Source organism: Brevundimonas sp. UBA2416 (assembly GCF_002343105.1).
Taxonomy (GTDB): domain Bacteria; phylum Pseudomonadota; class Alphaproteobacteria; order Caulobacterales; family Caulobacteraceae; genus Brevundimonas.
This window is the reverse complement of record NZ_DDRM01000036.1, coordinates 87,874-103,091: the sequence shown is the minus strand read 5'-3', so window position 1 is coordinate 103,091 and position 15,218 is coordinate 87,874. Positions and strand designations below refer to the sequence as shown.

The following is a 15,218-nucleotide window of genomic DNA, read 5'->3' as shown; positions in this document are numbered from 1 at the left end:
ACTAGGTGGAGCCCTGGGCGACATCGGATCAGGTCTGGCAGGGTGCGCTGATCTTCGCGCGGATCGGCGCCGTCCTGCTGATGCTGCCCGGCGTCGGCGAAAGCTATGTATCGCCGCGCATCCGCCTGTCCCTCGCCCTGGTCGTCAGTCTCGCCCTGTGGCCGGTGATCGCCGCCGCCCTGCCGGCCTTGCCGGCGACGATCGGCGGCATGGCGGGATGGATCATCCGTGAGGTCGTTGTCGGCCTGATGATCGGCGCCCTGCTGCGGTCCTTCCTGACTGCCCTCGCCACGGCCGGCGAGATCGTCGCCCTGCAGACCACCCTGGCCTTTGCCCAGACGGCCAGCCCCATGCAGGCCCAGCCGGGTTCGACGATCGGCGCCTTCCTGATGTTGCTGGGCACGACCATGATCTTCGCCACCAACACCCATCACCTGTTCATCGCCGGTCTGGTCGGCTCCTATGAATTGATCAGTCCGGTGGCCCCGCTGGTCACCGGCGACTTCGCCGAACTGGCCATCCGGACCCTGGGCGACGCCTTCATGCTGGGGGTCCAGCTGTCGGCGCCGCTGCTGGTCTTCGCCCTGATCTTCAACCTGGCATCAGGCCTCGTCGGCCGCGTCATGCCGTCCTTCCAGGTCTTCTTCGCCGCCGCTCCGCTCAGCATCCTGCTGGGCCTGTCGGTCTTCGCCCTCAGCCTCGGCGTGGTCGGTACGGTCTTCATCGACCGCTATCGCGCCCTGGCCCGGATCTTCGCGGGAGGCGCCGGTGGCTGAAGGCGCCGATCCCGAGTCGAAAACAGAAGAGGCGACACCGCGAAAACTTGATGAGGCTCGCAAGAAGGGCGACGTCGCCAAGTCTCCGGACGTCGCCGCGGCCCTGTCGCTGGCGGGCGCCGCCGCCGTGGTGCTCATGTCCGGCGGCTGGTTCGCCACCTCCATGGCCGAACAGCTTCTGCCCTTCATCGCCGCGCCGCACACCATGTTGGGCGGACTGGACGCCGGGGCCGGGATCGAGATCGGCGCCATGGCCCTGTGGACGATGGCGCCCTTCCTCGGCGTGGTCATGCTCGCCACCATACTGGGCGGCGTCGGCGGCAATGTCGCCCAGTCGGGGCTTATCTTCACGGCCGAGAAGCTGAAGCCCGACTGGTCGAAAGTGAATCCGCTCAAGGGCTTCAAACGCATCTTCGGTCCGGACGGTCTGGTCCAGTTCGTAAAGACGTTTCTGAAGCTGCTGGCCGTCGGCCTGATCTGTTGGCTGGTGCTGAGGCCCCACCTGCGCGAGCTCGAAAACATGGCCGCCATGCCGCCGGCGATGGTCCTGCCCATGGCGCGCGACCTGGCCGTAGCCCTGATGATGGCGACCATCATCTTCCTCGGCTTCACCGCCGGAGCCGACTTCCTCTGGCAGAAATACCGCTTCGCCGAGCGGATGAAGATGTCCAAGGAAGAGCTGAAGGAAGACTACAAACAGTCCGAGGGCGACCCGCACATCAAGGCCAAGCTGAGACAGATCCGGAACCAGCGCAGCCGTCAGCGGATGATGCAGAATGTGCCGAACGCCACGGTCATCGTCACCAACCCGACCCACTATTCCGTCGCCCTGCGCTACGAGCCCGGCGAGGGTGACGCCGCGCCGATCTGCGTGGCCAAGGGCGTTGACGCGCTGGCCCTGCGCATCCGGGAGGTCGGGCGCGAGCACAATGTTCCGATTGTCGAGAACGTGCCCCTGGCCCGCGCCCTCTATGCCGCCGTCGATATCGACGAGACGATCCCCCGCGAACATTTCGAAGCGGCCGCCAAGGTCATCGGCTTCGTCATGCAGAAGCGCAAAAAACGCTGATCTGCCAAAGGTCTTAACCCGACATTTACCATGAGCCCGGCATTTTCTGCCTGGCGGGCGTCTGTAAGGACCCGTGAGTATTCGGGGCGGGACGCGTGGGCGGCTTCACGGCGGCGTTGCAGAGATTCGGGATCGGTCGGCTGACCGTGGTGCTGGGCGTCGCCGCCGGTGTCGCGGCCGTGCTGGTCGCCGTCATGTTGCGCATCGGCCAGGCGCCCGACGCCCTGCTGTATTCCAACCTCGACCTGCAGGAAGCGTCCGAGGTCACCACGGCCCTCGACAGCGCCGGCATCAAATACTCGTCGCGCGGCGACGGCTCGACCATCTTCGTCAGCCGTGACGAGGTCGGCGAAGCCCGCATGCTGGTCGCCGGCAAGGGGCTCGTGACCTCCGGCTCGGTCGGCTACGAGATCTTCGACAACCAGTCGGTGTTGGGTCAGACCGAGTTCCAGCAGAATCTCAACGAGAAGCGCGCCCTCGAGGGCGAGCTGGCCCGGACGATCCTGTCCATGCGCGGCATCACCTCCGCCCGGGTCATGATCGCCCTGCCGCGCCGCGAACTGTTCCAGTCCGACGCCGCCGAACCCACCGCCTCGGTGGTCGTGGGCGTCACCGGCGGCCAGCTGTCGGGCGCCCAGGTCCAGGCCATCCGCAATGTCATCGCCTCCTCGGTGCCCAATCTGAAGCCCGAGAAGGTCACCCTGACCGACACCTCCAACCGCACCCTGGCGGCCGGATCCGACTCTGCGGGCTTTAGCGCCGCCTCCGCCCAGGACGCGCGCGACTCGACCGAAGCCCAGCTGCAGGCCCGGATCATGGACATCGTCGAGGGCGTCGTCGGCGTCGGCGGCGCGCGTGTCCAGGTCACTGCCGACATCGACCACAGCCGTTCGACGACCCAGGAACTGCGCTACGACCCTGACGGTCAGGTGGTGCGCTCGACCTCGACCAACGGATCCGAGACCGCCGACACCACGGGCGTCGCCGACGGCGGGGCCACGGCGACCAACAATATTCCGGGCGGCGAGGCGCCCGGCGCGACCCCGGCCGGCTCGCGCTCGACCGACACCACCGAAACGACCAACTACGAAATTTCCAACACCACGACGACCACGGTGAGGGAGGCCGGCGAGATCAAGCGGCTGGCCGTTTCGGTCGCCGTGGACGGCAAATGGACGCCCGCCGCCAACGGCGGAGCCCCGACCTATGCCGCCCGCACGCCCGCCGAGATCGAGCAGATCAAGGCCCTTGTCGCCGCCGCGGTCGGCATCGACGCGGAGCGCGGCGACAAGATCGAAGTGCTGAACGTCCGCTTCAACCGCGACCTGGCCGTGGTCGGGGGTGAGGAGGCGGCGTCGTCGCTGTTCAACTTCACCAAGGACGACATCATGCGCGGTGTGGAGCTGCTGGTGCTGTTGATCACTGGCCTGCTGCTCATCTTCTTCGTCCTGCGCCCGCTGCTGAAGTCGGCCGGTGGCGGGGGCGGCGGTCCGCTGCAGCTGGCCGGCGCCGGCGCAGGCGGCCCGGGCGGGGTGACCTCGCTGCAGACCACCATCATGGGCGGCGCCGGCGGGGTCATGCCCCAGCTGGCGGGCCCCTCGGAGATGGATCAGCGGCTCGACATCGCCCGCATCGAGGGTCAGGTGAAGGCGTCCTCGGTCAAGAAGGTCGCTGACTTCGTCGAGAAGCATCCCGATGAGTCCACATCCATCCTGCGCAGCTGGGTCCACGAGGGCTGATGGCGCGCCTGACCAACAAAAAGCCGGCGGTCGAGGACGCCAGGAAGCTGACGGGGCCTGAAAAGGCCGCCGTCATTCTGCTGTCGCTCGGCGAGGATCACACCCGCCTGTGGCAGGGGCTGGACGAGGACGAGATCAAGGAAATCTCCCAGGCCATGGCCTCGCTGGGCACGGTCAGCGCCGTGGTGGTCGAGGAGTTGCTGGTCGAGTTCGTCTCCGGCATGAGCGGCTCGGGCGCCGTCATGGGCAGCTTCGAACAGACCCAGCGCCTGCTCGCCTCCTTCATGCCGTCCGACCGCGTCGAAGGACTGATGGAGGAGATCCGTGGTCCGGCCGGTCGTACGATGTGGGACAAGCTCGGCAATGTGAACGAGGCCGTGCTCGCCAACTATCTGAAGAACGAATACCCCCAGACCGTCGCCGTGGTCCTGTCCAAGGTGAAGCCGGATCACGCCGCCCGCGTCCTGACCAGCCTGCCCGAGGACTTCGCCCTCGAATGCGTCCAGCGCATGCTGCGGATGGAGCCGGTGCAGCGCGAAATCCTCGACAAGATCGAGCAGACCCTGCGCACCGAATTCATGTCCAACCTGGCGCGCACGTCCAAGCGCGACAGCCACGAGATGATGGCCGACATCTTCAACAGCTTCGACCGCCAGACCGAGGCCCGGTTCATCGGCGCCCTCGAGGAGCGCAATCGCGAGGCCGCCGAACGCATCCGCGCCCTGATGTTCGTGTTCGAGGACCTGGCCAAGCTGGATCCCGGCGGCATCCAGACCCTGCTGCGCGCGGTCGAGAAGGACTCCCTCGGCCTGGCCCTCAAGGGCTCGTCGGAGTCCCTGCGCGAACTGTTCTTCTCCAACATGTCCGAACGCGCCGCCAAGATCATGCGCGAGGACATGGAGTCCATGGGTCCGGTCCGTCTCAAGGACGTCGATCAGGCCCAGATGGCCATGGTCCAGGTCGCCAAGGATCTTGCCGCCAAGGGCGAGATCATGCTGGTCGGCCAGGGCGGCGATGATGAGTTGATCTACTGACATGACCCATCAGCCCCTCAGCACCCCCTTCGCCTTCGACACCGAGTTCGACGCCGCCGGCGTGGTCGTGAACGCCGCCGCCGCCTTCCGGCCCATCAAGCGCGCCTACGGTCCGGCCGAGGTCGACGCCCTGGTCGCCCAGGCCCGGGTGGACGCCCGCAACGAGGCCCTGGCCGAAGTCGAGAGCATCCAGGCTATGGCCCTCTCCGCCATCGGTCAGGCGCTGACCGCCGCGGCCCCCGCCCTGGCCCAGGTCGCCCAGCAGCATCGCCAGCAGGCCGCCGAACTGGCGCTGAGCGCCGCCCGGGTGGTCAGCGCCTCGGCCCTCGACCGCCACCCCGAAGCCCCCCTGCAGGCCGCGCTCGAGGCCCTGGCCCAGGAGATCGACGCCTCGCCGCGTCTGGTCATCCGCACCGGCGACCTGACCGAGGCGACCCACGCCCGGATCCAGCAGCTGTGCGCCGACGCCGGCTTCTCGGGCATCGTCGCCTTCCGCACCGAGCCCGGCATGGCCCCGGCCGCCTTCCAGCTGGAATGGGCCGACGGCCGCGCCGCCTTTGATCCCGAAGAAGCCTTCGCCCGCATCAGCGAAGCCCTCAACTCCGCCCTGGCCGCCGAGGCCGGGCATGCCGAAAACCTCACCCCTGAATCTACAATGGAAGGGAGGCCGTAATGGCGTCCGACACCATGGCCCTGGAGGAGTTTCCGGACTCCGCCGCGATCACCGTCAGCGACGATCCGTCTGACAAGACGGCGCACGATCTGACGCCCGTCTTTGACGTGCCGGTCAACATTTCGGCCGTGCTCGGCAAGTCCCACATGTCCGTGGCCCAACTGCTCAAGCTGAACCGTGGCTCGGTGCTCGAGCTGGACCGCAAGGTCGGCGAGGCCATCGACATCTTCGTCAACAACCGTCTGGTCGCCCGCGGGGAGGTCGTCGTCGTCGAGGACCGCCTCGGCGTGACCATGACGGAAATCATCAAGACCGAGGACTCCGGCGCCTGATCGGCGGCCGGACAGTGCGTAGAGAATAGAGGAGAAGACCGATGCGGCTTCTGGTGGTTGGCAGACTCAGCGGGCAGCTGGCGACGGCGGTGAAGATGGCCATGGCGCACGGCGCCAAGGTCAGTCACGTCGAGCGCGGCGATCAGGCGACGGAACAGCTCCGGCGAGGGCAGGGCGCTGACCTGCTGATGGTCGACTATCGCATCGACATCGCCGGCCTGATCGCGGCCAACGAGGCCGAGCGGATCCATGTTCCGGTCGTGGCCTGCGGGGTCGATGCAGACGCCAGCGATGCGGCCGCCGCCATCCGCGCCGGGGCCAAGGAGTTCATCCCCCTGCCGCCCGAGGCCGATCTGATCGCCGCGGTCCTGTCCGCCGTCGCCGACGACGACCGCCCCCTGATCTCGGCCGATCCGTCGATGAAGGCCGTTATCATGCTGGCCGACCAGGTGGCCCGCTCGGAAGCCTCGATCCTGATCACCGGCGAAAGCGGCGTCGGCAAGGAGGTGATGGCCCGTTACCTTCACAACGGTTCGAAACGCGCCGAACGCCCCTTCATCAGCGTCAACTGCGCGGCCATTCCCGACAATCTGCTGGAATCGGAGCTGTTCGGTCACGAGAAGGGCAGCTTCACCGGCGCCATGGCCCGCCGCATCGGCAAGTTCGAGGAAGCCGACGGCGGCACCCTGCTGCTCGACGAAATCTCCGAAATGGACGTCCGCCTGCAGGCCAAGCTGCTGCGCGCCATCCAGGAGCGGGTCATCGATCGCGTCGGCGGCACCAAGCCCGTGCCGGTCAATATCCGCATCATCGCCACGTCCAACCGCGACCTCGCCAAGTCGGTGGCCGAGGGCACGTTCCGGGAAGACCTGCTCTACCGCCTGAACGTCGTGAATCTGCGCCTGCCGGCCCTGCGCGAGCGGCCGGGCGACATTTCCGTGCTGGCCGATCACTTCGTCAAGAAATACGCCGCCGCCAACGGCGTGCCGGTGCGGCCGATCTCGGCCGCCGCCCGGCTGGCCCTGGTCTCGCACCGCTGGAACGGCAACGTCCGCGAGCTGGAGAACGCCATGCACCGCGCCGTGCTGCTGGCGGTCGGACCGGAGATCGACGTCGAGGCCATCCGCCTGCCCGACGGCCAGCCGCTCGGCGCCGGATCGCACGGCGCCGCCTCGTACAATGACCCCGCCGCCCGCGCCGCCCAGACCGCCGACGCCGTCACCCGCGCCCACGTCGGCCAGACGGTGGCGCAGATGGAGAAGACGCTGATCCTCGACACCCTGTCGCACTGCCTCGGCAACCGCACCCATGCGGCCAACATCCTGGGCATCTCGATCCGCACCCTGCGCAACAAGCTGAACGAATACGCCGACGAGGGCGTCCAGATCATCGCCCCGCAGTCGGGCGTCGCCGCCAGCGGCTACGCGGCCGCCTGATCATGACAGAGGGTGCGGACCGCAGAAGCGTCCTGACCGGCCTCGGCGCGCTGGGGCTGACGGGCTGCGAGCAGCAGGACCCTCAACCGAACCCGCCGTTGATGGTCGTGCCGACACGCCGGGTTGATTTCAGCAGCCTTGAAGCCCGTCACGGCGGTCGTATCGGCATCGACGCGTGGAGTGAAAAGGGCGCGGTCTCCTGGCGAGGCCGCGAACGGTTCGTCTACTGCTCGACGTTCAAAATGTATCTCGCCGCCGCAACGTTGCTGAGGGTGCAGGCTGGCGAGGAGAGCCTTGATCGCCAGGTCCCGATCACCAGCGCCGATATGATCAATCACGCCCCGGTGACCGATCCCGCGATCGGCGGAACGCTGACGATCGACCAGCTGATGAAGGGCACGGTCGAGGTCAGCGATAATCCTGCCGCCAACATCCTGATCCGCGAACTGGGCGGGCTTGATGCCCTCCGCGCCTTCTATCGCGGCATCGGCGACACCAGCACACGCGTTGATCGTCTGGAACCCGAGATGAACCGTCTCGATGGCGACAAGGATACCATTCAGCCAGCGCAGTCGCGGATAAATCTGTACCGGCTGTTCGAGGCGTCCGAGACGCCGTTGTCTCCGTCCTCAAAAGAAAAACTTCTCGGCTGGATGTTTGCCTCGCCGACCGGGGTCGGACGGATCAAGGCAGGGGTCCCGGTCGGATGGCGTGTGGCGCACAAGACCGGCACGGGCGGCTACGGTCCCACGAACGACATCGGTCTGCTCTATCCCCCAACGGGTACCCCGATCACGCTCGCCGTTTATTACCACGGTGTGCGGGCCTCCTCGGATGCCGAGAATGAGGCAGTGATCGCTGACGCCACACGCCTGACCCTGTCCGCGCTAGGCTACGCATGACCGACGTCCCCGCCTCGACCATGATGCGCGACGGCATGGCGCGCCCCACGGGCCGCGACATGATGGGCTGGGTGGTGCGCGGCGAGGTGGCCATGGCCATGGGCGTCATCGGCGTCATCCTGCTGCTGATCCTGCCGATCCCGGCCTTCCTGATGGATGTGCTGCTGGCGCTGTCGCTCGTCTCCAGCGTGCTGATCCTGATGACCGCCGTGATGATGAAGAAGCCGCTGGACTTCGCCATCTTCCCGACCGTCCTTCTGGTCACGACCCTGTTCCGGCTCGGCCTGAACCTGGCCTCCACCCGGCTGGTGCTCAGCCACGGCCACGAGGGCACGGGCGGCGCCGGTCAGGTCATCGAGGCCTTCGGCGCCCTGATGATGGGCGGCAGTTTCATCATCGGCATCATCATCTTCGCCATCATTCTGGTGGTGAACTTTGTCGTCATCACCAAGGGCTCGACCCGTATCGCCGAGGTCTCGGCCCGCTTCACCCTGGACTCCATGCCGGGCAAGCAGATGGCCATCGACGCCGACCTGTCGTCCGGTCTGATCGACGAGGACTCGGCCAAACGCCGCCGCAAGGAGCTGGAGCAGGAGTCGACCTTCTTCGGGGCCATGGACGGCGCCTCGAAATTCGTCCGCGGCGACGCCGTGGCCGGCCTGATCATCGTCTTCATCAACGTCATCGGCGGCATTCTGATCGGGACCCTCCAACATGGCATGAGCATGGGAGACGCGGCCAACTCCTACATCGCCCTGACCATCGGCGACGGTCTAGTGACCCAGGTTCCGGCCATCATCATCTCCATCGCCGCCGGCTTCCTCGTCTCCAAGGCCGGGGTCGAGGGCACCGCCGACAAGGCCCTGGTCGCCCAGCTGGCCACCAACCCCGTCAGCCTCGGAGTCGTCTCTGCCGCCTCCGGCCTGATCGGCCTGATCCCCGGCATGCCCCTGCTGCCGTTCGCGGCCCTGTCTCTCGGAACGGGCTTCATGGCCTGGCGTCTGGGTCGTCAGCGGCTCAAGCCCAAACCGACCGAGGCCGAGATGGCTGCCACCGCCACCGGTCCCAAGGAGGATATCGAGGAGCCGATCGGCACGGCCCTGTCCATCGACGAGGTCAAGATCGAGCTGGGCTATTCCCTGCTGTCCCTGATCAACGATCTGGAGGGCCGCCGTCTGACCGATCAGGTCCGCGCCCTGCGCCGCTCGCTGGCCCAGGAGTACGGCTTCGTCATGCCGTCGGTCCGTATCCTCGACAACATGCGCCTCGGCACCCAGGGCTACGCCATCCGCATCAAGGAGATGGAGGCCGGGCAGGGCGAGGTCCGCCTCGGCTGCCTGATGGCCATGGATCCGGCCGGACGCCAGGTCGAACTGCCCGGCGAACACACCAAGGAGCCGGCTTTCGGCCTGCCCGCCACCTGGATCGACGAAAGCCTGCGCGAGGAGGCGACCTTCCGCGGCTACACCATCGTCGATCCCTCGACGGTGCTGACCACCCATCTGACCGAAATCCTCAAGGAGAACATGGCGGACCTGCTGACCTATGCCGAGGTGCAGAAGCTGCTCAAGGAACTGGGGACCGAAGAGAAGAAGCTGGTCGACGAATTGATCCCCTCGGTCGTCACCGTCACCACCCTGCAAAGGGTGCTCCAGACCCTGCTGCGCGAGAAGGTCTCGATCCGCGATCTGGGCGCCATTCTGGAAGGTCTGGCTGAGGCCGCCCCGCACACCAGCTCGGTCACCACCCTGGTCGAGCACGTCCGCGGCCGTCTGGCCCGTCAGCTGTGCTGGCAGCACAAGGGCGACGACGGCGCCCTGCCGATCGTCACCCTGTCGCCGGAATGGGAGGCCGCCTTCGCCGACGCCCTGATCGGCCAGGGCGAGGACCGCCAGCTGGCCATGGCCCCGTCACGGCTGCAGGACTTCATCCGCGCCGTCCGCGACGTCTTCGAACGCGCCGCCATGGCCGGCGAGACCGCCGTCCTCCTGACCGGCCCGCAGATCCGGCCCTATGTCCGCTCGATCATCGAACGCTTCCGCGGCCAGACAGTCGTGATGAGCCAGAACGAGGTGCATCCGCGGGCCCGGCTGCGGACGATCGGGACGGTCTGAAACGATCCTTCTCCCCTTGCGGGAGAAGGTGGCCGAGCGGAGCGAGGTCGGATGAGGGGTCGCACCACCCTCTCGACAGACCGACGCAAAAATGTTTCAAACAACCTATGGAAGAATTGCTTCGACAACGTGCGAAGGAAATGCGGCATAAGCCCGTCCTGTACGAGCGCCGCCTCTGGAGACTGCTGCGCGATCGCCGCCTGGAGAATCTGAAGTTTCGCCGTCAGTTCACGATTGGCCGCTACATCGTCGATTTCATCTGCCTGAGACACAGGCTGATCGTCGAGGCCGACGGTCCTCAGCATGAAGGAAGCGCTTCCGACCTGGCCCGGGACGCTTGGCTGTCCGAGCAGGGATTCCGGGTTTTGAGGTTTCCCAACCAGCAGATCGAGAACCGTGGGCAAGAGGTCATAGCGGCGATTCTCACCGCGGCTGACGCCAGACTGACCAAGGACTAATGGAGCTGCCGGTGCGACCCCTCATCCGTCAGCCTTCGGCTGCCACCTTCTCCCGCAAGGGGAGAAGGATACTTACTCCACCTCCGTCCAACCCCCTGCCGAAGCCGCCCGTGCTGCATCATTCGCCGGCCGCGCCACAAGTCCGGACTGGGTGATCCAGACCTCGTACTTCGCCCCGTCGGCCATCGGCATATAGGCGCCGCCGCCGTACAGGGTGTCGACCGCATCGAGGTATTTCCGGTATTTCCGCGCCGTATCCCAGGCGCTGATCCGCCAGGGCAGCCAGTCCGGGCCCGCGTCGCCGCCCACGAGCGGATGCACGCTGCGGGTCGCGTTGACTTCCTGCTGGACCGATTGATAGCGGCCCGACAGACGGTCGAGGCGGTATTGGGTGTCGAGGCCCAGCACATTGGCCCAGGGCTTCCACTTCAACACCTGCGCCTCGATGCGCCATTCGTCGCCATGCAGCGGATACAGATTGCTGACCCCGGGCGCGTTCTCGCCCATCCCGGGCTGCATCACCGTGGCCTCGAAATACTGCGGTCCAAGCTGCCGGGTCTGGATCGTCGCGACCGGCCGCTCATAGGTCAGACGGCCGTAGGTCTGGACGTCCAGCGCCAGCAGGGCGGCGATCGCGGCCGCGGCCATGAAGCCCCCGCCGCCCGCGCCGACCAGCAGTCCGCTGAACACCCGACCCTGAAACAGGGCCATCAGGCCGCGGATCAGCAGAATGACGCCGATCAGGCCCACGACCGCCGGAGCGATCCACCACCACCACACCATGTCAAACTCCCCCGATCCTGACGGGAGGCAATCATTACCCTAAATCCTCAGAACAGCGAGGGTTTCTCCCGTGACGCGACTGGACAGGGCCAAACGCCCCGCTAATGCTCCCGCACGATGATTTCGGCCCTCCGCCCCACGCTTCTCGCGCTCGCCCGCTTCGTCCGTACGCCTACCCTCGGACGGCGCGTGGCCGGGCTGATGGTGCTGGCCATCGTGCTGATGCTGGTCCTGAACCTCTCGGTCCTGGTCCTGATCCAGCGCACGGTAGCGTTCAACGATACGGTCGACGAGGCCCAGCAGGTTCGCCTGGTGTCGCGCGAGGTCCTGACCCGGCTGGTCGATGCCGAGACCGGCCAGCGCGGATTTCTCCTCACCGAACGGCTCGAATACCTGTCCATTCACGAAGAGGCGACCCAGCTGCTGCCGGACCTGTTGCAGGAACTCGCCGGCCTGACCGGAGGCGATCCCGACCTCGCACCGCGGGTCGAGCGCGTCCAGGAACTTTCGGACCAGCGGTTGGCCGTGATGAACCGAAGCATCTCCCTGGCCCGCACCGGCCGCATGGATGAGGCGGTCGGCGTCCTCCGCAGCGATCAGGGCAAGCTCCTGATGGACGCCATGCGGACCGAGATCGCCGCCATCGACGAAATACAGGCCACCCGCCTGCAGTTCAGGACGCGCCAGTCCGAATGGGCGGGCAATATCACCGTCATCGCCAACGCCCTCGGCGGAGTCATGATCCTGGTCCTTGCCGGCGCCAGCGCCTGGCTGATCCGCCGCTATGTCATCGAGATTCAGGCCGCCCGCGACGCGCTTGACCGGACCAATGCCGGACTTGAGCACCAGGTCCGCGACCGCACCTTCGAATTGACCCGCGCCAATGAGGAGATCCAGCGCTTCGCCTATATCGTCAGCCACGACCTTCGCGCGCCCCTGGTCAATGTCATGGGCTACACCTCGGAACTCGAACAGGCCGGGCGGATCATCGACAAACAGATGACGGCGGTTGAGACCAGGGCGCCCAAACTGGTCGAGCAGGACGCACTCACGGCCGTGCGCGAGGACGTGCCCGAGGCCATCGGCTTCATCCGGGCCTCGACCGAGAAGATGGACCGGCTGATCAACGCCATCCTCAAACTGTCCCGCGAGGGCCGTCGCAACCTCGTGCCCGAACAGCTCGACATGACCCTGATGGTCAGCAACATCGCCGACAGCGTCCGCCACCAGACCCAGGCCTCAGGGGCCGAAATCGTGGTCGAGTCCCTGCCGCTGCTCGAGAGTGATCGTCTCTCGGTCGAACAGATCTTCGGCAATCTGATCGACAACGCGATCAAATATCTGGACGCCTCGCGTTCCGGCCGGATCGTCGTCAGCGGCGAGGAGGCAGCGGGCGGCTGGATCGTCTATCGCATCTCCGACAACGGCCGCGGCATCTCCGACCGCGACCACGAACGAATTTTCGAGCTCTTCCGCCGTTCGGGCAAGCAGGACCGCCCCGGCGAGGGCCTGGGACTGGCCTTTGTCCGCAACAGTGTTCGCCGACTCGGCGGCGACATCACGCTCGAGTCAGAGCTTGGTAAGGGCTCGACATTTTTGCTGAAATTCCCCACACGCCTCATCCTGCCGGATGCCGGAGAGTACGCATGAGCCATGCCGTCAAGATCGTGATGGTCGAGGATGATCTCGGCCACGCCAAGCTGATCGAAAAGAACATCCGTCGCGCCAACATCTCCAACGAGATCGAGCATTTCGCGGATGGCGGGTCGGCCATGGACTATCTGTTCAGCGAGGAAGTGCGCCTCAACGGGCCGATGTTGATCCTGCTGGACCTGAACCTGCCGGACATGTCGGGCACCGACATCCTGGTCAGGGTCAAGAACGACGAGCGGCTCAGGCGCGCCCCGGTGGTGATCCTGACCACCACGGACGACAAGCACGAGATCCAGCGCTGCTACGACCTCGGCTGCAACGTCTACATCACCAAGCCGGTCGACTATGAGAGCTTTGCGGGCGCCATCCGCCAGCTGGGGCTGTTCCTTTCCGTCATGCAGGCTCCGGACATCGAGTGACTGTCTCCGCCCTGCCCCACGGCGAGCTCATCCGCCTGCTCTACATCGACGATGACCGCGGCCTGTCGCGGCTGGTCGAGAAGGAGCTGGGCCGTCACGGCTATGCCGTGACCTGTGCGCCCGACGGTGACGCCGGCCTCGGCACGCTCGTCGCCCGGCCCGGCGATTTCGACGTCGTCGCCCTCGATCACTACATGCCCGGCCGTGAGGGCCTGGACGTCCTGCCCGAAATCATCGCCCTGCCGAACCCGCCGCCGGTGGTCTATGTCACGGGGGCCCAGGAAGGCCGCATCGCCGTCGCCGCCCTGCGCGCCGGCGCCGCCGACTATGTCATCAAGGACGTGTCCGAGGACTTCACCGCCCTGCTGCGCAATGCGCTGGAAGAGGCCGTGTCCCGCCGTCGGCTGCAGCGCGAGAACGACGAGGCCCAGGAACAGGTCCGCATCGCCCGCGACCGCGCCGAGGCCATGCTGCGCGAGGTCAATCACCGCGTCGGCAACTCCCTGCAGCTGGTGTCCAGCTTCATGTCCCTGCAGTTGCGCCATCTGGTCGATGAGGGCGCCCGCGCCGCGCTCAAGGAATCCCAGGCCCGGATCGAGGCCGTCGCCCACGTCCACCGCCGCCTCTACACCTCGGGCGACATGTCCTCTGTGGCCATGGACGAATATCTGGAAGGGCTGATCGGCGAGCTGTCGCAGTCCCTCTGTCCGGACAAGGACGGCTGCTCCATTCATCTCCAGGCCGCCCCCATGCGGGTCTCGACCGATCAGGCAGTCTCGCTCGGCGTGGTGGTCACCGAGCTGGTCACCAACGCCGTGAAATACGCCTATGAGCCGGGCATACCGGGCCAGATCCGGGTCAGCCTGGGCCAGGATGCCAACGGCCGCGCCATACTGACGGTCGAGGACGACGGTCCCGGCATGGGTGACGGTTCGGTCAAGGGCACCGGTCTGGGCGGCAAGATCATCTCCGCCATGGCCTCCGGCCTGCGGTCGGCGGTCGAGTTCGACAAGGCCCACAAGGGCGTCCGGGCCCATCTGGCCTTCGACCTCTGACCATGACCCGCCTGCAGTTCGGAACCGCCGCGCACGGTCTTGATTATCGCCTGCGCCCGACCGCGTTCGGACTGGTTGTCCACGACGGAAAGCTGGCCTGCGTCCGCGTCGATCGGGGCGAGGGCAGCTATTTCGACCTGCCCGGCGGCGCCATCGACGGCGACGAGACCGAGGAACAGGCCGTTGTCCGGGAGTTCCTGGAGGAAACCGGCCTGACGGTCCGCCCGCTCGCCCGCATCGCCGAGGCATCCCAGTATTTCCGCAAGTCGGACGGCGAGCCGATCAACAACATCGGCGGTTTCTGGATCGCCGAACGGCTGGCGCTGAACCCCGCCGAGAAGGTCGAGGCCGATCACGATCTCGTCTGGCTTGATCCGCACCAGGCTCTCGCCCAACTCCGCCACGACGCCCACTCATGGGCGGTCACGGTCTGGCTCCGTCGACACGCCTGACCCCGCATCCTTTGACGCAGGGGTGGAACGCGCGCGGCCGTAACCCGTTGTTCCTGTACGAGGCGCCGCCCCCCGATGGCGTCCAGGAAAAGGATGACCCCATGCCCGATCATGATCGAGTCGAAGGCGCCGCCAAGAACCTCGGCGGCAAGGCCAAGGAAGTCGCCGGCAAGGTGACCGGCGATGAAAAACTCAAGGCCGAAGGCCGCGCTGACCAGGTTGAAGGCAAGGTCCAGAACGCCGTCGGCGGCATGAAGGACACCCTGCGCGGCGACAACCGCAACTAGGCCTTCTGCGAACCGATACAACGCCGCGTCCGCACC

16 protein-coding genes are annotated in these 15,218 nt (G+C 66.6%); 15 read left to right on the top strand and 1 reads right to left on the bottom strand.

Going from position 1 to position 15,218, the window contains the following annotated elements; all coding sequences use genetic code 11:
• Window positions 1–5: 5 nt before the first annotated feature.
• The 10 genes from fliR to B3E43_RS11110 all read left to right on the top strand — a co-directional run bounded on the left by fliR (window position 6) and on the right by B3E43_RS11110 (window position 10,533).
• Window positions 6–776 (top strand): flagellar biosynthetic protein FliR, encoded by a 771-nt coding sequence (fliR, locus tag B3E43_RS11155; RefSeq protein ID WP_292029448.1) that lies wholly within the window; start codon window positions 6–8, stop codon window positions 774–776.
• Complete coding sequence (gene flhB, locus B3E43_RS11150; RefSeq protein WP_292029446.1) at window positions 769–1,845, top strand: flagellar biosynthesis protein FlhB; 1,077 nt, start codon at window positions 769–771, stop codon at window positions 1,843–1,845. Before fliR ends, flhB begins: the two co-directional genes overlap by 8 nt.
• A gap of 95 nt (window positions 1,846–1,940) precedes the next feature.
• The gene (fliF, locus tag B3E43_RS11145; protein WP_292029444.1) at window positions 1,941–3,584 is read left to right on the top strand and encodes a flagellar basal-body MS-ring/collar protein FliF; all 1,644 of its coding nucleotides are present in this window, start codon (window positions 1,941–1,943) and stop codon (window positions 3,582–3,584) included.
• A complete protein-coding gene (gene fliG, locus B3E43_RS11140) occupies window positions 3,584–4,618 on the top strand; it encodes a flagellar motor switch protein FliG (RefSeq protein WP_292029443.1) in 1,035 nt (344 codons plus the stop codon). Before fliF ends, fliG begins: the two co-directional genes overlap by 1 nt.
• A gap of 1 nt (window position 4,619) precedes the next feature.
• Window positions 4,620–5,291 (top strand): flagellar assembly protein FlbE, encoded by a 672-nt coding sequence (locus B3E43_RS11135; RefSeq protein ID WP_292029441.1) that lies wholly within the window; start codon window positions 4,620–4,622, stop codon window positions 5,289–5,291.
• Window positions 5,291–5,623, top strand: a complete 333-nt coding sequence (gene fliN, locus B3E43_RS11130) for a flagellar motor switch protein FliN (RefSeq protein ID WP_292029439.1) — start codon at window positions 5,291–5,293, stop codon at window positions 5,621–5,623. The genes B3E43_RS11135 and fliN overlap by 1 nt, the downstream gene beginning before the upstream one ends.
• A gap of 41 nt (window positions 5,624–5,664) precedes the next feature.
• Complete coding sequence (locus B3E43_RS11125; RefSeq protein ID WP_292029438.1) at window positions 5,665–7,059, top strand: sigma-54 interaction domain-containing protein; 1,395 nt, start codon at window positions 5,665–5,667, stop codon at window positions 7,057–7,059.
• 2 nt (window positions 7,060–7,061) lie between these two features.
• Window positions 7,062–7,961 carry a class A beta-lactamase gene (bla, locus tag B3E43_RS11120; protein WP_292029436.1) on the top strand — a complete coding sequence of 300 codons (900 nt, stop codon included), beginning with the start codon at window positions 7,062–7,064 and terminating at the stop codon, window positions 7,959–7,961.
• A gap of 20 nt (window positions 7,962–7,981) precedes the next feature.
• Window positions 7,982–10,075, top strand: coding sequence for a flagellar biosynthesis protein FlhA (flhA, locus tag B3E43_RS11115; RefSeq protein WP_292029540.1), 2,094 nt, complete (start codon window positions 7,982–7,984; stop codon window positions 10,073–10,075).
• Between the two features lie 107 nt (window positions 10,076–10,182).
• Window positions 10,183–10,533: an endonuclease domain-containing protein gene (locus B3E43_RS11110; RefSeq protein WP_292029434.1), complete on the top strand. Its 351-nt coding sequence runs from the start codon at window positions 10,183–10,185 to the stop codon at window positions 10,531–10,533.
• A 72-nt stretch (window positions 10,534–10,605) separates the two neighbouring features.
• On the opposite strand, the gene B3E43_RS11105 is transcribed toward B3E43_RS11110, so the two are convergent.
• Window positions 10,606–11,316 (bottom strand): hypothetical protein, encoded by a 711-nt coding sequence (locus B3E43_RS11105; protein ID WP_292029431.1) that lies wholly within the window; start codon window positions 11,314–11,316, stop codon window positions 10,606–10,608.
• A 189-nt stretch (window positions 11,317–11,505) separates the two neighbouring features.
• On the opposite strand from B3E43_RS11105, the gene B3E43_RS11100 reads away from it, so the two are divergent.
• From B3E43_RS11100 to B3E43_RS11080, 5 genes are all read left to right on the top strand, one after another.
• Window positions 11,506–12,966 (top strand): sensor histidine kinase, encoded by a 1,461-nt coding sequence (locus B3E43_RS11100; RefSeq protein ID WP_292029429.1) that lies wholly within the window; start codon window positions 11,506–11,508, stop codon window positions 12,964–12,966.
• Window positions 12,963–13,388, top strand: a complete 426-nt coding sequence (locus tag B3E43_RS11095; protein ID WP_292029425.1) for a response regulator — start codon at window positions 12,963–12,965, stop codon at window positions 13,386–13,388. Before B3E43_RS11100 ends, B3E43_RS11095 begins: the two co-directional genes overlap by 4 nt.
• Window positions 13,385–14,443, top strand: a complete 1,059-nt coding sequence (locus B3E43_RS11090; RefSeq protein WP_292029423.1) for a sensor histidine kinase — start codon at window positions 13,385–13,387, stop codon at window positions 14,441–14,443. The genes B3E43_RS11095 and B3E43_RS11090 overlap by 4 nt, the downstream gene beginning before the upstream one ends.
• A gap of 2 nt (window positions 14,444–14,445) precedes the next feature.
• Window positions 14,446–14,895, top strand: coding sequence for an NUDIX domain-containing protein (locus tag B3E43_RS11085; protein ID WP_292029421.1), 450 nt, complete (start codon window positions 14,446–14,448; stop codon window positions 14,893–14,895).
• A 101-nt stretch (window positions 14,896–14,996) separates the two neighbouring features.
• The gene (locus B3E43_RS11080; RefSeq protein ID WP_292029419.1) at window positions 14,997–15,182 is read left to right on the top strand and encodes a CsbD family protein; all 186 of its coding nucleotides are present in this window, start codon (window positions 14,997–14,999) and stop codon (window positions 15,180–15,182) included.
• The last annotated feature ends 36 nt before the right edge of the window (window positions 15,183–15,218 follow it).